Source organism: Streptomyces sp. NPDC058662, assembly GCF_042716255.1.
Classification (GTDB): Bacteria; Actinomycetota; Actinomycetes; order Streptomycetales; family Streptomycetaceae; genus Streptomyces.
Genome location: NZ_JBHXRU010000061.1, coordinates 1 through 17440 on the forward strand (window position 1 = coordinate 1; position 17440 = coordinate 17440).

Here is a 17440-nt window from a genome sequence, read left to right on the forward strand (position 1 = left end):
CCCGCAGTGGGTGGCGTGCGCGCCGCCGCGGCCGGTGGGGCCGGTGGGGCTGTCAGTGCACCGGCACCGGGTCGGGGGACGCCGGGGCCGCGTTCTTCCTGACGCCGAGGTGGTTGAAGGCGAGGTTGAGCAGGATGGCCACGACGCAGCCGGTGCTGATCCCGGAGTCGAGGACGACCAGCAGGTCCTTCGGGAAGGCGTGGTAGAACTGCGGCGCGGCGATCGGGATCAGGCCGATGCCCACCGAGGCGGCGACGATCAGGGCGTTCTCCCCCTTCTCCATCGCCGCGCCCGCCAGGGTCTGGATGCCGCTGGCGGCGACCGAGCCGAACAGGACGATGCCCGCCCCGCCGAGGACCGGCAGCGGGACCACGCCGATGACAGAGGCGGCCATCGGGCACAGCCCGAGCAGGATGAGGATGCCGCCGCCGGCGGCGACGACGAAGCGGCTGCGCACCTTGGTCATGGCGACGAGGCCGATGTTCTGTGCGAAGGCGCTGCACATGAAGCCGTTGAACAGCGGACTGATCGCGCTGCCCAGCGTGTCGGCGCGCAGGCCCCCCTCGATGGTCCTCGCGTCCGCCGGGCGTCCGACGATCTTGCCCAGCGCCAGGATGTCGGCGGTGGACTCGGTCATGCAGACGAGCATGACGATGCACATGGAGATGATGGCGGCCACCTGGAACTGCGGGGCGCCGAAGTGGAACGGGGTCGGGAAGCCGATGAGGGAGGCCTCGCGGACGGCCTCGAAACTCGTCATGCCCAGCGGGAGGGCGATGAGCGTGCCGGCGACCAGGCCGAGCAGGATGGCGATCTGCTGGAGGAAGCCGCGCAGGAACTTGCGCATCAGCAGGACGATGACGAGGGTGGCGCCGGCCATCCCGATGTTCTTCATCGAGCCGTAGTCGGTGGCGGCGCTGTTCCCGCCCTGCGACCAGTTGAAGGCCACCGGCAGGAGCGAGACGCCGATCAGGGTGATGACCGTTCCGGTCACGACCGGCGGGAAGAAGCGCACCAGCTTGCCGAAGTAGGGGGCCGCGAAGAAGCCGAGCACACCGGCGACGATGATCGCGCCGAAGATGACGGGGATGGCGTTGTCCCCCTCCCCCTTGCCGATCGCGATCATCGGGGTCACACCGGCGAAGGAGACGCCGTTGACGAAGGGGAGTTTGGCGCCGATCTTCCAGAAGCCGAGGGTCTGGAGGAGGGTGGCGAGCCCGGCGGTGAAGAGCGAGGCGCCCATCAGGAAGGCGGTCTCGGTGGCGGAGAGACCGACGACGGGGCCGACGATCATGGGCGGGGCGACGACACCCGCGTACATGGCGGCCACGTGCTGGAGGCCGCTCGTGAACATTTTCAGCGGAGGCAGGGTCTCGTCGACCGGGTGCTTCTCCTCCGGTACTGCGACTGCGTCTTTGCGAAACCTGGGCGTTGCGGCCACGGCTTCCTCCGGTCGGTTAAACACGTCGGCAGGGACGTGGGTGTCATGGAGGTGGTGCGAAAGCGGTGCGAGTCGAGCCTGTATTCAGTTGGGGGTGGTGCGTCGGATGTCGTGTCCCGAGGGTGCGGAATCGATTCGCCCGAGTCGGTTCCGCGGTGATCGCGCTGACGAGCTGACGAGCTGACGAGCTGGAGGTGCCGTCGCAGTGGCGCGGTGGGGGTTCGGCGCCGTGCGCAGGGCGCGGGCCACCGGCCCCGGGGGCGCCTTCGGATCTGCCGAAGGCGCTTCCCGGGGTCGGCTGCCGACGGACCCCGCTCGGGTCCGCGGCTACCGGCCGGGGGCCGTCCCCCCCGGCCGGACTCCGGGGGATCAGGCCTGCGCGGAGATCCGCGCGAGGCGCTGGGCCTCTTCCCGCGTGGACACGGCGATGGCGTCCTCGTCGGCGAAGAGGAGTCGGTTGTTCTCCACGATCTGCTTGCCGTTGACGAACGAGGCCGTCACGGGGGCCGCGGCGCCGAAGACCAGCGCGGTGACCGGGTCGGCGATCGAGGAGTGCAGGAAGGTGCTCAGATTCCACATCACGAAGTCGGCGCACTTGCCGGCCTCCAGCGAACCGATGTTGTCGGCCCGGCCGAGCACCTGGGCGCCGCCGTACGTCCCGAGCCGCAGGGCCTGGCGCGCGTTCAGGGCGCGCTCGCGGTGGACCGGGTTCAAGCGGTTGATCAGCAGCGCGTTGCGCAGCTCGGTGTGCAGCTCACCGGACTCGTTGGAGGCGGTGCCGTCCACGCCGAGGCCGACCGGTACGCCGGCGGCGAGCATGTCCGGTACGCGGGCGATGCCGGCGGCCAGACGGGCGTTGGAGGACGGGCAGTGCGCGACACCGGTCCTGGTGCGGGCGAACGCGGCGATGTCGGAGTCGTTCATGTGGACGCTGTGCGCCATCCACACGTCCTCGCCGAGCCAGCCGGTCGACTCGAAGTAGTCGGTCGGGCCCATGCCGAACAGCTCCTTGCAGAACTGCTCCTCCTCGACGGTCTCGGAGCCGTGCGTGTGCATGCGCACGCCCAGGCGGCGGGCCAGCTCGGCGCCCTGCTTCAGCAGCTCGGTGGAGACCGAGAAGGGGGAGCACGGGGCGACGGCGACCTGGGTCATCGCGTCGAAGGAGGCGTCGTGGTACCTCTTCACGGTCGCCTCGGTGTCGGCGAGCGCTCCCTCAAGGGTCTCGACGGCGTGGTCCGGCGGCAGGCCGCCGTCCTTCTCGCTGCGGTCCATGGAGCCGCGGGCGAGGGTGAAGCGGACGCCCATCTCGGAAGCGGCGCGGATGATCGAGCCGGAGAGGTCGCCGGAGCCCTTGGGGTACACGTAGTGGTGGTCCATGGCGGTGGTGACACCGCCGCGCGCCATCGCGGCCAGGGAGCCCTGGGCGGCCGTGTACGTCATCTGCTCGTCGATGCGCGCCCAGGTCGGGTACAGCGCGACGAGCCAGTTGAAGAGGTTGTGGTCGGTGGCCAGGCCGCGGGTGATCCACTGGTAGAAGTGGTGGTGGGTGTTGACCAGGCCGGGGGTGACGAGGTGACCCGTGCCGTCGATGCGGCGGACCACGTTGTCGAGGTTCTCGGGGGCCCTGCCCGCACCGATCGACTCGATCTTGTTGCCTGCGACGACCACGTAACCCGAGGCGTACTCGGTGTCGTTCGCGTCGACGGTCGCGATCGCACAGTTCTCGATGACGATGCGCTCGACCGCGCTGTCAAGGGCTGCCGATGCTGCCATGGGACTTCCTCGTGCTTTCAGTGGCGGTGCGGGCACGGCAAGGCCCAGGAGATTTGAGTGCCGGAGCCGGGGGCCTTGACAGCTGACAGTACTGCCGCCCCGAGTGATACGTCCGGGTGCCGATTCAGGAAGCTGAAGGGTGTCGCGCGGTCCCGGGGCCACTGCGGAGCCCCGGGACACGCCTGCCGCGTCAGAGGTTGGTCATGTCCACGGGGATGCGGGCGTCAACGCCGTCCCGGAGCACGGTCGCCTCGATCAGACCGTACGGCCGGTCGGCGGCGAAGTAGACCTCGTTGTCGTTCTTGAGGCCGAAGGGCTCCAGGTCGACGAGGAAGTGGTGCTTGTTCGGGAGCGAGAAGCGGACCTCGTCGATCTCCGAACGGTGGTTGATGATGCGCGAACCCATCTGGTAAAGGGTCTGCTGCAGCGAGAGGGAGTAGGTCTCCGCGAAGGCCTGCAGCATGTGCTTGCGGACCTCGGCGTAGGACTTCTCCCAGTTGGGCATCCGCTGCTCGTCGTCCGACCAGTTGAAGCGCCAGCGGGCCGACACCTGGGTGGCCAGGATGCGGTCGTAGGCCTCCTTCAGCGTCGTGTACTTGTCCTTCACGTACCCCCAGAACTCGGAGTTCGTGGAGTTCATGACGACCAGGTCCTTGAGGCCGGAGATGACCTCCCAGTTCTGGCCGTCGTAGGTGATCTGGGTGACGCGGGTCTCCATGCCCTGGCGGACGAAGGAGTGGTTCACCTCGTCGGAGCCGATGAACTTGGAGTTGGCGTCCGAGGTGGCGATCCGGTCCCAGGAGTACTCCTCGATCCGGATGCGCGCCTTCTGGATCGGCTCCTGGCTGTTGACGAACCAGCGCGCCAGGTGGATGCCGAACTGCTCGGCGGACTCGATGCCGTGTTCCTTGGCGAAGGCGTACACCGTGTTCTTGGTGGTGTCCGTCGGAAGGACGTTGGCGTTCGAGCCGGAGTAGTGGACGTCGTCCATGTCGCCGGAGAGGGCGACCGAGACGTTCAGGTCCTTGATGTGGTGGGTGTCGCCGTCCCGCGTGATCTTGACGACGCGGTTCTCTGCCTTGCCGTACTGGTTCTGGCCCAGAATCGTGGCCATGCTAGCTCCCTCGGTAAACGGAGTAGCCGAACGGGTTGAGCAGCAGCGGTACGTGGTAGTGCTCGCCGGGGGTGACAGCGAAGGTGATCGTCACTTCCGGGAAAAACGCACCGCTGTCCCTTACGCGGGGGGCGTCCTGCTGCGCCTCGGCTTGCTGGGTGGAACGGTTCTTGTCAACGAAGTACGACTCGGTCTCGAAGTCGAGGCGTACGTGGGTGGTGCCCTCCGGCAGAGCCGGCAGGTCCTTGCAGCGCCCGTCCGCGTCGGTGGCGGAACCGCCCAGGGCCGCCCACCGGCCGTCGAGCCCGGTACGGGCCGACAGTGCGATGGCGACGCCCTCGGCGGGCCTGCCGATGCTGGTGTCCAGGATGTGCGTGGACACCGACGCGGTGGTCTCGGTGCTCATACTCGGCTTCACTCTCCTTCTACGAGTCGGGTCAGGCGGATCTTGTTGATCTTGACCAGCTCGCCGCGGGCGATCTCCCGCTCCCGCTCCGGCGAGTTGTCGATCCGGACCTTGACCGCGTCCCGCATGAACTCACCGGTCGCACCGGTGGCGCAGATGAGGAAGACGTGGCCGAACTTCTCCTGGTAGGCCAGGTTCAGTTCGAGGAGCTCGCTCTTGAGCTCCTCCGAGGCACCGGCCATACCGCGCTGCTCGCGGGCGGAGGTCGGGTCTCCCGGCTTCGGCCGGCCGATCGGCGCGTGGCCGCCCATCGCCTCGGCCAGGTCCTCGGCGGTGAGTTCCGCCATGGCGGACTCGTTGGCCGAGAACAGGGACTCCGCGGTGGTGAAGGGGCGCCGGGCGAGCAGCTTGCCGCCCCATGCCGAACTGGCGCACACCTCGTGCAGCTCGGCCGCGGCCGCGCTGTCGTCCAAGGCGTTGAACCGGGTGAGACCCGGGGTCGGACTCGAAGTCACGGTAGGCCTCCGTGGCCTGTTGTTGCTTTGACGGGCTGCGCATAGCTAACGCCCTCGACCACACGGCGTCAACACTTTGTTGAAACTTCCCGTACACAAAAGCCGCCGCCCGGGTGAATTGGGCGGCGGCTGGTCACTGCGGGTCAGTAGGTGCTCACTCGCGGCTGTTCTTGTTGGGGTTTTCCCTGTTCAAGTAGTTGTAGACGGTGAAACGGCTTACGCCCAGGGCGCCCGCCACAGTCTCCACGCCGTGCCGTACCGAGAAGGCGCCCCGCGCCTCCAGTATCCGCACCACGTCCTGCTTGGACTTCCGGTCGAGCTGCGACAGCGGTACGCCGTGCCGGCGCTCCAGCGCCGCCAGGATGTGGTCCAGCGAGTCGGACAGCTGGGGCAGGCGCACGGCCAGCAGCTCCTGCCCCTCCCAGGTGAGCACGACGTCGTCGGGCTGCGCCAGGGAGGGATCCATCAGCTCGCCGCCCATCGCGTCCACGAGCGGCTTGACCGCGGTGACGAACGGGTGGTCGCTGGGTTCGCTCACGGCGCCTCCTCCCCGATCACGTTGACCTGGAGCGAGACCCGGGTCGCCCCGGCCGCCAGGGAGTCGCGCAGCAGCGCGGTCACCGCGACGAGGACCGCGTCGGTCTCGCCCTCGGCCGTGTTGCCGAACGGGCCGACGTCCACCGCGTCCAGCCGGGCCTTCTGGATGACCTCGCGAGCGGCCACGGCATGGGCGGGGGCCTCTTCGAGATCGAAGGGCTCGGTCGTGAATTCCACTCTCAATCGCACGCGGTCAAGCTACCCGGGACTGCGGACTTTTCGGCAGTCCGTACTTGACAGCCACGCGAACCTCGATGCAGTCTTCCATCAAGCAGAAAACAACTTCCGCGATACGGAAGGAGCGCACACCCCTCATGGGATACACGGACCAGCGCTTCGATGTGAACCTGTCCATCCTCTTCACGGAACTCCCGCTCCTGGAGCGCCCCGCGGCTGCCGCCGCGGCGGGCTTCACGGCGGTCGAGCTGTGGTGGCCCTGGATCGAGACCCCCACTCCCCCGCAGGCGGAGCTCGACGCCCTCAAGAACGCTCTTGAGGACGCCGGCACGCAGCTGGTGGGCCTGAACTTCTACGCCGGCAAGCTGCCGGGTCCGGACCGCGGCGCGGTCTCGGTGCCCGGCGAGGAGTCGGAGCGCTTCAACGCCAACATCAACGTGGCCGCGGACTTCGCGGCCTCGGTCGGCTGCAAGGCGCTGAACGCCCTCTACGGCAACCGCGTCGACGGTGTCGACCCGGCCGTCCAGGACGAGCTGGCCCTGGAGAACCTGGTCGCGGCCGCCCGGGCCGCCGACCGGGTGGGCGCCGTCCTCCTGATCGAGACCCTCAACAAGCCCGAGTCGCCGCTGTACCCCCTGGTGAGCGCTCCGGCCGGCATCGAGGTGGTGGACAAGGTGAACGAGGCCACCGGCCTCGGGAACGCCAAGTTCCTGCTCGACCTGTACCACCTGGCGATGAACGATGAGGACCTCTCCGAGGTCATCGAAAAGTACGCCGCCAAGACCGGGCACGTCCAGATCGCGGACAAGCCGGGCCGCGGCGCCCCGGGCACCGGGGAGCTGCCGCTCGAAGAGCTGCTCGACCAGCTGCGGAAGGCCGGATACGAGGGCTACGTAGGCCTGGAGTACAAGGCCGCCGACGCCGCCGCGTCCTTCGCGTGGCTGCCGGCCGGGGCCCGCGCCGCCCGGTAGGCGGACCAAGTCCGGGCGATCTGCCAGGCACGTCGCAAACTTTTCGTACAAAGCATTAAGAGAAGGACCCTCATCATGAGCAACCTCCCCAAGATCGCGTGGATCGGGCTCGGCATCATGGGCTCCCCCATGGCCGAGAACCTCCTCAAGGCCGGCTACCCGGTCACCGGCTTCACCCTGGAGCAGGACAAGCTGGACCGCCTGGCCGCCGCCGGCGGCAGCGCCGCCGGCTCCATCGCGGAGGCCGTCAAGGACGCCGACGTCATCATCACGATGGTGCCCGCCTCCCCGCAGGTCGAGGCCATCGCCTACGGTGAGAACGGCATCCTGGAGAACGCGAGGTCCGGTGCGCTGGTCATCGACATGTCGTCGATCACCCCGCAGACCTCGGTCGACCTCGCGAAGAACGCCGCCGAGAAGGGCATCCGCGTCATCGACGCCCCGGTGTCCGGCGGCGAGGCCGGCGCCATCGAGGCCGTCCTGTCGATCATGGTGGGTGGCGAGCAGGCCGACTTCGACGAGGCCCTGCCGGTCCTCCAGGCCCTCGGCAAGACCATCGTGCTCTGCGGCCCGCACGGCTCCGGCCAGACGGTGAAGGCCGCCAACCAGCTCATCGTCGCGGTGAACATCCAGGCGTGCGCCGAGGCCGTCGTCTTCCTTGAGAAGTCGGGCGTGAACCTTCAGGCCGCCCTGGACGTCCTCAACGGCGGTCTGGCCGGCTCCACGGTCCTGACCCGCAAGAAGGACAACTTCCTGAACCGCGACTTCAAGCCCGGTTTCCGGATCGACCTGCACCACAAGGACATGGGCATCGTCACCGACGCCGCCCGCAACGTGGGCGCCGCCCTGCCGGTCGGCGCGGTCGTGGCCCAGCTGGTCGCCTCGCTGCGCGCCCAGGGCGACGGCGGCCTGGACCACTCGGCCCTGCTGCGCGCCGTCGAGCGCCTCTCCGGCGCCCAGGTCTGATCCCCCGGACCGGCGGTTCGGCCGCCGGTCCGCCCTCCCCCGCGCGGGGACCTGAGTTTCCGGATGGTGCCGGTGCTGACACCTGTCCTGTCGCGCCCAAGCGCCGGCACCGTCCGGATTACCCTCTCCTCAACTTCGTTCAACAAACTGTTGACGTTTAGATCGTGCCGAATTTAGGCTGTTCCGCATGACGGAAGGCACTTTCCGTCAGCAGTTACCCGTACGGAAGGTCACCATGTCGAAGCGCACGCTGACGACCGAGTCCGGCGCCCCGGTCGCCGACAACCAGAACTCCGCCACCGCCGGCGTCGGTGGCCCGCTCCTGGTCCAGGACCAGCAGCTCCTTGAGAAGCTCGCCCGCTTCAACCGCGAGCGCATCCCGGAGCGCGTGGTGCACGCCCGCGGCTCGGCCGCGTACGGCTACTTCGAGGTGACCGACGACGTCACCGCGTACACCAGCGCCGCGTTCCTGAACACCGTCGGCAAGAAGACCGAGACCTTCCTGCGGTTCTCCACCGTGGCGGACTCGCTCGGCGGCGCGGACGCGGTCCGCGACCCGCGCGGCTTCGCGCTCAAGTTCTACACCGAAGAGGGCAACTACGACCTCGTCGGCAACAACACCCCGGTGTTCTTCATCAAGGACCCGATCAAGTTCCCCGACTTCATCCACTCCCAGAAGCGCGACCCCTTCACGGGCAAGCAGGAGCCGGACAACGTCTGGGACTTCTGGGCGCACGCCCCCGAGGCGACGCACCAGATCACCTGGCTCATGGGCGACCGCGGCATCCCGGCCTCGTACCGCCACATGAACGGCTACGGTTCCCACACCTACCAGTGGACCAACGAGCAGGGCGAGGCCTTCTTCGTCAAGTACCACTTCAAGACGAACCAGGGCATCCGCTGCCTCTCCAGCGAGCAGTCCGCCGAGCTCGTCGGCAAGGACGCGAACTCGCACCAGACCGACCTGCTGCAGGCGATCGAGCGCGGCGTGAACCCGAGCTGGACCCTCTACGTCCAGATCATGCCCGCCGCCGAGGCCGCGGACTACCGCTTCAACCCGTTCGACCTCACCAAGGTGTGGCCGCACAGCGACTACCCGCTGCAGCGCGTGGGCCGCCTGGTCCTCGACCGCAACCCGGACAACGTCTTCGCCGAGGTCGAGCAGTCCGCCTTCTCCCCGAACAACTTCGTCCCGGGCATCACCGCCTCGCCGGACAAGATGCTGCAGGGCCGCCTCTTCGCGTACGCCGACGCCCAGCGCTACCGCCTCGGTGTGAACCACACCCTGCTGCCGGTCAACGCCCCGAAGGCGACGAAGGCCGAGAACTACGGCCGCGACGGTGTCATGGCGCTGCGCAACGGCTCGCGCCACGACAAGAACTACGAGCCCAACTCGTACCGCGGCCCGGTCGAGACCGGCCTGGCGCTGGGCGCCCCGAAGGCCGTCTCCGGCTACACGGGCACCCACGAGGCCCCGGCCCACACCAAGGACGACGACTTCTTCCAGGCCGGCGAGCTCTACCGCCTCATGTCGGAGGCCGAGAAGCAGCGCCTGGTGGCGAACATCGCCGGCGGCCTGTCCCAGGTCACGCTGGAAGACGTCATCGAGAAGAACCTGGCTCACTTCCACGCCGCCGACGCCGACTACGGCAAGCGCGTCGAGGAGGCCGTCCGCGCCCTGCGCGACGCCTGAGCCACCAGCTGTACCGGGGGCCTGACGGGAGGTCAGGCCCCGGGTGCTGTGCCCGCACCGCGGACCCGGATGAGGGGTGGTACGTGGTGGGGGCCGACTGCGCCAGTCCGTGCGGCTGGCGTCGCGTGAGGACCGTGGCGGGCGTGCGAGCCAGTGCGGTGGTAATGGGTTCCGAGGCCCGTCTCTTGACCTGAGGGAGACGGCGCCGAAGTTCTCGTCGCCGGCCGCCACGGTCCCACCGAACTCCCCTCCCGGACAGGGGCCGCGCCCAGGCCCCGCCCGGAACACGGGGAACCTCCCCCTCCTACTCCGCCCGGCGGTGCGAACGTCCTGTCGCGCCAGCCTCGCCCCGTCGGGCGGTAACCACCCAGAGCGCCGAGTCACGGACGGTCCCGTGACCCGGCGCTCTGTCATTCCCGCGCGAGGCCCGGGGCGCGCGCACCCGCGGGAAGCGCCGCCCGACGCCCGACCAGCGCGCGGCGAGGGGGAACTATCGGGGGGCTGACTGAAAGCTCAGTCAGTAAGAGGGGTGGCGGGGGTCTCCACCGCGCTCGTCCATTACCACTTCAAGGACCGGGCCGGCCTGGTCCAGCGCACGCTCGCCTTCATCAGCGACCGCGCCACCGGCTGCACCGACGAGGCCCTGCGAGGCACCGAGGACGCCCGCGCCGCGCTGCTGCACCTGCTGCTCGGCGAGCTCCAGGACACCCCGGCCGGGCGCGAGACCAGCACCGCCTGGGGCGAGCTGCGGTCCAGTGCCCTCTTTGCCGGCGACCTGCGTGCCGCCCTCGCCCATTCCACGGCCTCCTGGCCCCAGGACGTGACGGAGTGCGTCTCGGACGCCCAGGCGGCCGGCCTCGCCGATGTGCGCGCCGTCGCGGCCGACACCGCCGAGCGGCTGACCGCGCTGGTGGAGGGGCGGCGCGGGCGCCGACTGAGCGGCTCCCTGACGCTGGAGCGGGCCCGCGAGCTACTGGCCGGCGCGTTCGACGCGGAACTCGGCCCCCACCCCGAGCAGTAGGCACCGCCGGGCCGGGGCCTCGGCCCTCCCGGGCGGCACGCACGGTGGACGCGGCGGACGCGCGGCGGCCCCCGTACCTCCTCGCGGAGGGACGGGGGCCGTCGGGTACTGCCGGGTCGGTCAGACCGTCAGCGGGCGGATCGCGGTGGGGGCGTGGCCCGGCTCCGTCGCGATCTCCTCGAACTCGGTGACGTCGCTCATGTCGACGGTCTTGCTCATCGAGATGTTGGTGACGCGCTCCAGGATCGCCTCGACGACGACCGGGACCTGGAACTCCTGGGCGAGCTTCTTGGCCTGCTCGAAGGCGGCGCCCAGCTCGTTCGGGTCGGTGACGCGGATGGCCTTGACGCCCAGGCCCTCGGCGACCTTGACGTGGTCGACGCCGTAGACACCCAGCTCGGGGGTGTTGATGTTCTCGAACTCCAGGTTGACCTCGAAGTTGATGCCGAGGCCGCCCTGCGCCTGGCGGATCAGGCCGAGGTAGGCGTTGTTCACGAGGACGTGGACGTACGGGACCTTGTGCTGGGCGGCGACCGCCAGCTCCTCGATCATGAACTGGAAGTCGTAGTCGCCCGAGAGCGCGACGATCGGGGTCTCCGGGTCCGCGGTGGCGGCACCGATGGCGGCCGGGATGGTCCAGCCGAGCGGGCCGGCCTGGCCGCAGTTGATCCAATGGCGCGGCTTGAAGACGTGCAGCATCTGCGCGCCGGCGATCTGGGACAGGCCGATGGTGGTGACGTAGCGGGTCTCCGGGCCGAAGGCCTTGTTCATCTCCTCGTACACGCGCTGCGGCTTCATCGGGATGTTGTCGAAGTGCGTGCGGCGCTGGAGGGTGGCCTTGCGCTCCTGGCCCGAGGCGGCCCAGGCGGAGAAGTCCGGGAGCCTGCCCGCGGCCTTGAGCTCCTTGGCGACCTCGATGAAGAGCTCCAGGGCGGCCTTGGCGTCGGAGGCGATGCCGAAGTCCGGCGCGAAGATCTTGCCGATCTGGGTGGGCTCGATGTCGACGTGGACGAACTTGCGGTCGCCCAGGTACGCGTCGAGGTTGTAGCCGGTGTGACGGTTGGCCCAGCGGTTGCCGATGCCGAGGACGAAGTCCGACTCCAGGAACGTCGCGTTGCCGTAGCGGTGCGAGGTCTGCACACCGACCATGCCGGCGCTCAGCTCGTGGTCGTCGGGGATGACGCCCCAGCCCATGAGGGTGGAGATGACCGGGACGCCGGTCAGCTCGGCGAACTCGACCAGCAGATCAGAGGCGTCGGCGTTGATGATGCCGCCGCCGGCGACGATCAGCGGGCGCTCGGACTCCAGCAGGAACTGCAGGGCCTTGGCGGCCTGGGCGCGGGACGCCTGCGGCTTGTAGACCGGCAGCGGCTGGTAGGTCTCCGGGTCGAACTCGATCTCGGTCAGCTGGACGTCGATCGGCAGGTCGATCAGGACCGGGCCGGGGCGGCCGGAGCGCATCAGGTGGAACGCCTGCTGGAACACGCCGGGGACCTGCGCGGCCTCCAGGACGGTGGTCGCGGCCTTGGTGACGGGCTTGGCGATCGAGGCGATGTCGACGGCCTGGAAGTCCTCCTTGTGGAGCTTCGCGACCGGGGCCTGACCGGTGATGCACAGGATCGGGATCGAGTCGGCGATCGCCGAGTACAGGCCGGTGATCATGTCGGTACCGGCGGGGCCGGAGGTACCGATGCAGACACCGATGTTGCCCGCCTTGGCACGCGTGTACCCCTCGGCCATGTGCGAGGCGCCCTCGACGTGGCGGGCCAGCGTGTGGTTGATGCCGCCCACGTTCTTGAGCTCGCGGTAGAACGGGTTGATCGCAGCGCCGGGCACGCCGAACGCTTGCGAAACGCCCTCAAGCTTGAGGATCTCCACTGCAGCGGCGGCGGCTGTCATACGGGGCATCGAGTTCTCCTGCGGGTCTGGCGGTCAGGCTTTTCCGTAATCCGGAAGTTTTGTTCTGCTATACGGAACAAGCTAAGTGGCGACTCTCCTCGCCGTCAAGGCGGTAGCGGGCCCCGGAAACCACCAAAAGCCGCGTCTTGTTCGGCGAGTTGCACAAATGACCGGGGCCCGTGGCCGGATTCCGCTGGAAATGGGCGGCGTGCTCGCCCGGCGGTCGCCGGTGGTGGAGCATGTACCTACGCACAGCGACGGAGGGGGTCCAGGTCTCATGGCGGAAGCGGTACCGGTGCGCTGCCCGGCGTGCCTGCGCGAGAACAGCTACACGGCCCCGGTGTTCCCGTGCGCCTGCGGGAGCCCGGTCGTCCCGCCGCTGGACCTGTCCGCCCCGCCGGATCCGCTGACGCACCGCACCTGGTCCGACACCTGGGTGGCGGTGCGCTGCGGGTCCTGCGGGCGGGAGAGCGAGTGGCCGCAGCCGGAGGTGGGGTGCGGCTCGTGCGGGACGGTGGTGCGGCTCCCGGTGCACCCCCTGGAGCGGGTGACGGAACCCGCGGGCGGCCCGGGTGGCCCTGGGGACGCGGGCGGCGCGGACCTCGCGGCTTCGCCCGACGCGCACGGCCCCGGCGGCCCCGGCGGGCCCGGGGCGGGCGCGCCGCCGGCGCCCGGGTCCGGGTCCGCGGCCTCAGGGTCGGGAGCCGTCGGCACGCCCGGCGCCGCGGGCCCCTCCGGGCGCTCCGGCCGGGCCGGACCGCCGGCCGCCTCCGGCGGGCGGGCGAACCGCCGGGGGCCTGCGCACATACCTTCGCCGCCGACCGCGCCGGTGCCCAGGCCCGCGTTCCGCCCGGTGACCATCCGTACGGCCCGGGACGCGGTGGTCACGGCGGCGCTCTACCTGCGCTGGCTCGGCTTCCAGGACGTACGCCAGCCGGACGGCCGCCCCATCCCCTCGGCCGCCGTCGACCTGCGGGCGCCCGGGCTGGTCGCGCAGGTGGACCCGACGACCTCGCCGGCCGGGCTGCGGGCGGTGGAGTGCGTCTGGCTGAACGGCCTCACCTCGTCGGCGACCAGCGTCTACTTCTCCCTCGCCGGTTACACGGAGGACGCCCGCGCCCGCGCGGACGACCTGGGCATACCGCTGTTCGTCATGGACCTCACGGGCATGCCGCAGCCGGTCAACGACCCGGCGGACGCACTCGTCGGGTCCGGGGCGTAGAGGCGTGGGGGCAGGGCCTAGGCTCGGTGCTGCTGTTCCCCCTGCCCCGCCCAGCCGCCGAGGAGCGCCCGATGAGCCTGTACGACATCCCGCTGACCACCCTGTCCGACGAGCCCACCAGTCTCGCCGCCCACAAGGGCAAGGCCATCCTGCTGGTGAACACCGCCTCGCAGTGCGGCCTCACCCCCCAGTACTCCGGGCTGGCCCGCCTGCAGTTCGCGTACGAGGCGAAGGGCTTCACCGTCATCGGCGTGCCCTGCAACCAGTTCGGTGAGCAGGAGCCCGGGAACGCCGAGGACATCCAGACGTTCTGCGCCGCCGGCTTCGGCGTCACCTTCCCGATGCTGGAGAAGTCCGAGGTCAACGGCGAGAACCGGCACCCGCTGTACCAGGAGCTCGTGAAGACCCCGGACGCCGCGGGCGAGGCGGGGGACATCCAGTGGAACTTCGAGAAGTTCCTGATCTCCCCCGCCGGCGAGGTCGTCGCGCGCTTCCGTCCGCGCACCGAGCCCGAGGCCCCCGAGGTCATCGCGGCGATCGAGGCCCACCTGCCCGCCTAGTGCCGTGGCCGGAAAGGTTCGCGCGAGGCGCTGCCGTGAGCCGGGCGGGGCGGGCTCGCTCTCAGAGGTCCGACTCGGTGTACTCCCCCGCCGAGCCGGCCTCGGTGAGCTCCCGCAACTCCACCCTGCGGATCTTGCCGGACACCGTCTTGGGGAGCTCGCCGAACTCGATGCGCCGGATCCTCTTGTACGGGGACAGCACCGACCGGGAGTGCTCGAAGATCGCCCGGGCTGTCTCCGGGCCGGGCTCCCAGCCCGCGGCGAGCGTGACGTACGCCTTCGGTACGGCGAGCCGCAGCGCGTCCGGCGCCGGGACGACGGCGGCCTCCGCGACGGCCTCGTGCTCCAGCAGGGCGCTCTCCAGCTCGAACGGGCTGATCTTGTAGTCCGAGGCCTTGAACACGTCGTCGGATCGTCCGATGTAGGTGAGGTAGCCGTCGGCGTCGCGCGCGGCGATGTCGCCGGTGCGGTAGAGCCCGTCCGCCATCGCCTCGGCCGTGCGCCCGGGGTCGTCCCGGTAGCCGGTCGTCACCCCGGCCGGGCGGGTCCGCAGGTCCACGCAGAGCTCGCCCTCGTCCGGCGACTCCTTGCCGGTGACGGGGTCGAGGAGCACGATCTCGTATCCGGGGGCCGGGCGCCCCATGGAACCGGGCTTCACGGGCACGCCGGGGAAATTGCCGACCTGCAGGGTCGTCTCCGTCTGGCCGAACCCGTCCCGGACGGTGATCCCCCAGGCCTCGCGCACCTTGTCGATGACCTCCGGGTTGAGCGGCTCGCCGGCGGCGACGGCCTCGCGCGGGGGCGTCCTGAGCTTCGTGAGGTCGGACTGGATGAGCATCCGCCACACGGTGGGCGGGGCGCAGAAGGTGGTCACCCCGTTCCGGTCCATCTCGGCCATCAGCCGCTCGGCGTCGAAGCGGGTGTAGTTGTGGACGAAGACGGTCGCGCCGGCGTTCCAGGGGGCGAAGAGATTGGACCACGCGTGCTTGGCCCAGCCCGGCGACGCGATGTTGAGGTGGACGTCGCCGGGCCGCAGCCCGAGCCAGTACATGGTGGAGAGGTGGCCGATCGGGTACGAGGCGTGGGTGTGCTCGACGAGCTTGGGGCGGGCGGTGGTACCGGAGGTGAAGTACAGCATCAGCGGGTCGGTCGCGAGGGTCTCGCCCTCGGGGACGAAGGGGCCGGCGGTCCCGGCCGCGTCCTCCCCGCCCATGTCCTGGAGGCGCCGCCATCCGGCGGGCACGTCGGGGCCTGCGGCGATCCGCGTGTAGGTGCCGGGCACCTGGTCGAACTTCGCCGTGTCCTCGGCGCGGGTGATGACATGGCGTACGCGTCCGCGCTCGACCCGGTCGCGCAGATCGGCGGGGCCGAGCAGCGGGGTGGCCGGGATGACGACGGCGCGCAGCTTCATCGCGCCGAGGGCGACCTCCCACAGCTCGCGCTGGTTCCCGAGCATGACGAGCACCCGGTCGCCGGGCGCGACGCCCTGCTCCCGCAGCCAGCCGGCGGCCGCGTCCGACCGTGCGGAGAGCTCCGCGAAGGAGAGGGACGCGGTCGTACCGTCGTCCTCGACGATCCGCAGGGCGTCGCCGTGGTTCCCGGCGGCGATGCGGTCGAACCAGTCCAGGGCCCAGTTGAAATGCCGGGGGCGGGGCCAGGTGAACCCGGCGCGGGCGGCCTCGTAGTCCCCGCGGCGTTCCAGCAGGAAGTCCCGTGCGGCGAGGAACTGTGCGGTGGCGCTGCTCTGCGCGCCGTTCTGCGCGCTGTCGGTCGTCATGCCAGGCATGGTGCCGCGCCGGGTGGACGGACCACCAGGGCGGCGTCAGCCGTGGATTGACCCGAAGCGTACGGACGCCCGGGAAACGTCCGGGGCCTCCGGGGTGTCCGTGCCGTCCGCGGCCCGCGTGCCGCCGCCCATCGCGGCGATCAGCGCTTCTCCCTCCGCGGTGATCCGCTCCCGCTCCGCCTTCGGGACCTCGTCGAAGAGCTCGATGCGCAGGGTGGTCCCGTCCAGCTTCCACAGTCCGGCGACGAAGCCGTCGACGAGGAGGGTGCAGTGGGCCTGGTTGCCGGTCCAGGTGCGCCCCTTGACGACGGGGGCGACGACGCGCGACCGGTCGGCGTGCGAGAGCAGCAGGTTGTCGAACTCCGGGAGGAAGCGGGGCGGAGCGGGGGTGTCCGCGTCGGGCCGGGGCGCGTCGGGGAGGTCGAAGAGCTCCACGCCGTTCACGTCCTGGAAGACGGCCAGGCCCGGACGCAGCCGCTCGAAGGCCTCGCGGAGGCGGGTCAGCCCGGCCCAGGTCTGCATGTCCTTGACGGAGGCGGGTCCGAAGGCGGCCAGGTAGCGCAGCACGGCATCGTCGACGGGCCGCACCGCCCCGGCCCCGGCCTCGGCGGTGGTTCCGGCCCCGGCCCCGGTCCCGGCGTCGGCGGTGGTTCCGGCACCGCCCTCGGCAGCGGCCCGGATCGGCCCGGGCGGTTGCGGCCGCGCCCCCTCCCCGAGCCACCGCTCCAGGGTGGTGAGCCGGACCTGCCCGCTGCGCCCCCACACCCCGCGCGGAGTGACCTGCACCAGCGGCAGCCCGCAGCGCGCGGCGACGGCGAGCGACTGGGGGTCGGCGTCGGGCCACTCCTGGAGCAGCTCCTCCCGCAACTCCCCCATGGTGCGCGGCCGCGCCTCGACGAGGGCGCGCGCCAGCTCCGCGAGCCGGTCCAGGTCCACCCCCGTGAGCCCCGTGCGGAAGTGGGCGACCTCGCGGTCGCGGGCCGGTTGGACGAGAGGGCGCAGGACGAGGGCGTCGCGGGCTGTGTGGGTGTGGATGGTGGAGCGCAGGGTGACCATCCGGACCACCTCGCGGGACTCCATCAGCCCGGCGAGCTCGGCGGGGCGGAATCCGGCGAGCCGGGCGTGGAGTTGGAAGTACGGGGGCTTCACGTTCTGCGCCTGGAGCCCGACGAGATGGGCGACGGCGTCCCTGGCCGACATCCGCACCCGGCTCAGCAGCAACTGGCGTGCGAGGGTGGCACGGTTGAGTGCGCGGGTGTCGAGTACGGGATGCGGTGTCCGGGTCCTGGAGGGCATGAC

The 17440-nt window shown here is 70.4% G+C and carries 16 protein-coding genes; 6 read left to right on the forward strand and 10 right to left on the reverse strand.

The window, feature by feature from the left end:
- Nucleotides 1-52: 52 nt before the first annotated feature.
- The 7 genes from ACFWUQ_RS20860 to ACFWUQ_RS20890 form a co-directional block, all read right to left on the reverse strand.
- Nucleotides 53-1441, reverse strand: coding sequence for a nucleobase:cation symporter-2 family protein (locus ACFWUQ_RS20860; protein WP_384539976.1), 1389 nt, complete (start codon nt 1439-1441; stop codon nt 53-55).
- A 369-nt stretch (nt 1442-1810) separates the two neighbouring features.
- A complete protein-coding gene (locus ACFWUQ_RS20865; RefSeq protein ID WP_384539979.1) occupies nt 1811-3214 on the reverse strand; it encodes an 8-oxoguanine deaminase in 1404 nt (467 codons plus the stop codon).
- A 190-nt stretch (nt 3215-3404) separates the two neighbouring features.
- The gene (gene pucL / locus ACFWUQ_RS20870) at nt 3405-4328 is read right to left on the reverse strand and encodes a factor-independent urate hydroxylase (RefSeq protein WP_384539981.1); all 924 of its coding nucleotides are present in this window, start codon (nt 4326-4328) and stop codon (nt 3405-3407) included.
- 1 nt (nt 4329) lies between these two features.
- Nucleotides 4330-4734 (reverse strand): hydroxyisourate hydrolase, encoded by a 405-nt coding sequence (gene uraH, locus ACFWUQ_RS20875; RefSeq protein ID WP_384539983.1) that lies wholly within the window; start codon nt 4732-4734, stop codon nt 4330-4332.
- Nucleotides 4735-4742: 8 nt separating this feature from the next.
- Nucleotides 4743-5249, reverse strand: coding sequence for a 2-oxo-4-hydroxy-4-carboxy-5-ureidoimidazoline decarboxylase (gene uraD, locus ACFWUQ_RS20880; protein WP_384539986.1), 507 nt, complete (start codon nt 5247-5249; stop codon nt 4743-4745).
- Between the two features lie 154 nt (nt 5250-5403).
- Nucleotides 5404-5787, reverse strand: a complete 384-nt coding sequence (locus ACFWUQ_RS20885) for a helix-turn-helix domain-containing protein (RefSeq protein ID WP_384539988.1) — start codon at nt 5785-5787, stop codon at nt 5404-5406.
- Nucleotides 5784-6035: a hypothetical protein gene (locus tag ACFWUQ_RS20890; protein WP_384539991.1), complete on the reverse strand. Its 252-nt coding sequence runs from the start codon at nt 6033-6035 to the stop codon at nt 5784-5786. The genes ACFWUQ_RS20885 and ACFWUQ_RS20890 overlap by 4 nt, the downstream gene beginning before the upstream one ends.
- Before the next feature lie 125 nt (nt 6036-6160).
- On the opposite strand from ACFWUQ_RS20890, the gene ACFWUQ_RS20895 reads away from it, so the two are divergent.
- The 4 genes from ACFWUQ_RS20895 (at nt 6161) to ACFWUQ_RS20910 (ending at nt 10674) form a co-directional block, all read left to right on the forward strand.
- The gene (locus tag ACFWUQ_RS20895) at nt 6161-6994 is read left to right on the forward strand and encodes a TIM barrel protein (RefSeq protein ID WP_384539992.1); all 834 of its coding nucleotides are present in this window, start codon (nt 6161-6163) and stop codon (nt 6992-6994) included.
- A gap of 75 nt (nt 6995-7069) precedes the next feature.
- Nucleotides 7070-7960 carry a 2-hydroxy-3-oxopropionate reductase gene (locus ACFWUQ_RS20900; protein ID WP_384539995.1) on the forward strand — a complete coding sequence of 297 codons (891 nt, stop codon included), beginning with the start codon at nt 7070-7072 and terminating at the stop codon, nt 7958-7960.
- 235 nt (nt 7961-8195) lie between these two features.
- Complete coding sequence (locus tag ACFWUQ_RS20905) at nt 8196-9653, forward strand: catalase (RefSeq protein WP_384540033.1); 1458 nt, start codon at nt 8196-8198, stop codon at nt 9651-9653.
- A gap of 529 nt (nt 9654-10182) precedes the next feature.
- Nucleotides 10183-10674, forward strand: coding sequence for a TetR family transcriptional regulator C-terminal domain-containing protein (locus ACFWUQ_RS20910; RefSeq protein WP_384539998.1), 492 nt, complete (start codon nt 10183-10185; stop codon nt 10672-10674).
- A gap of 120 nt (nt 10675-10794) precedes the next feature.
- Here the strand turns inward: ACFWUQ_RS20910 and gcl are convergent, their stop codons facing one another.
- Nucleotides 10795-12573 (reverse strand): glyoxylate carboligase, encoded by a 1779-nt coding sequence (gene gcl / locus ACFWUQ_RS20915; RefSeq protein ID WP_384540036.1) that lies wholly within the window; start codon nt 12571-12573, stop codon nt 10795-10797.
- 277 nt (nt 12574-12850) lie between these two features.
- Here gcl and ACFWUQ_RS20920 point away from each other — a divergent pair, with 277 nt between their 5' ends.
- Nucleotides 12851-13795: a hypothetical protein gene (locus tag ACFWUQ_RS20920; protein WP_384540000.1), complete on the forward strand. Its 945-nt coding sequence runs from the start codon at nt 12851-12853 to the stop codon at nt 13793-13795.
- Nucleotides 13796-13866: 71 nt separating this feature from the next.
- Nucleotides 13867-14355, forward strand: coding sequence for a glutathione peroxidase (locus tag ACFWUQ_RS20925; protein WP_384540002.1), 489 nt, complete (start codon nt 13867-13869; stop codon nt 14353-14355).
- 61 nt (nt 14356-14416) lie between these two features.
- Here ACFWUQ_RS20925 and ACFWUQ_RS20930 read toward each other — a convergent pair whose 3' ends face one another.
- A complete protein-coding gene (locus ACFWUQ_RS20930) occupies nt 14417-16132 on the reverse strand; it encodes an AMP-binding protein (protein WP_384540005.1) in 1716 nt (571 codons plus the stop codon).
- A gap of 45 nt (nt 16133-16177) precedes the next feature.
- Entirely contained in the window at nt 16178-17437 is a 1260-nt protein-coding gene (locus ACFWUQ_RS20935; protein ID WP_384540007.1) for a winged helix DNA-binding domain-containing protein, read from the reverse strand.
- Nucleotides 17438-17440: the final 3 nt, after the last annotated feature.

Coding starts and splice junctions, on each gene's coding strand:
- ACFWUQ_RS20865 (WP_384539979.1), bottom strand. CDS start 3,214: ATGGCAGCATCGGCAGCCCTTGACAGCGCGGTCGAGCGCATCGTCATC.
- ACFWUQ_RS20930 (WP_384540005.1), bottom strand. CDS start 16,132: ATGACGACCGACAGCGCGCAGAACGGCGCGCAGAGCAGCGCCACCGCA.
- pucL (WP_384539981.1), bottom strand. CDS start 4,328: ATGGCCACGATTCTGGGCCAGAACCAGTACGGCAAGGCAGAGAACCGC.
- uraH (WP_384539983.1), bottom strand. CDS start 4,734: ATGAGCACCGAGACCACCGCGTCGGTGTCCACGCACATCCTGGACACC.
- ACFWUQ_RS20905 (WP_384540033.1), top strand. CDS start 8,196: ATGTCGAAGCGCACGCTGACGACCGAGTCCGGCGCCCCGGTCGCCGAC.
- gcl (WP_384540036.1), bottom strand. CDS start 12,573: ATGACAGCCGCCGCCGCTGCAGTGGAGATCCTCAAGCTTGAGGGCGTT.
- ACFWUQ_RS20925 (WP_384540002.1), top strand. CDS start 13,867: ATGAGCCTGTACGACATCCCGCTGACCACCCTGTCCGACGAGCCCACC.
- ACFWUQ_RS20935 (WP_384540007.1), bottom strand. CDS start 17,437: ATGCCCTCCAGGACCCGGACACCGCATCCCGTACTCGACACCCGCGCA.
- ACFWUQ_RS20895 (WP_384539992.1), top strand. CDS start 6,161: ATGGGATACACGGACCAGCGCTTCGATGTGAACCTGTCCATCCTCTTC.
- ACFWUQ_RS20900 (WP_384539995.1), top strand. CDS start 7,070: ATGAGCAACCTCCCCAAGATCGCGTGGATCGGGCTCGGCATCATGGGC.
- ACFWUQ_RS20920 (WP_384540000.1), top strand. CDS start 12,851: ATGGCGGAAGCGGTACCGGTGCGCTGCCCGGCGTGCCTGCGCGAGAAC.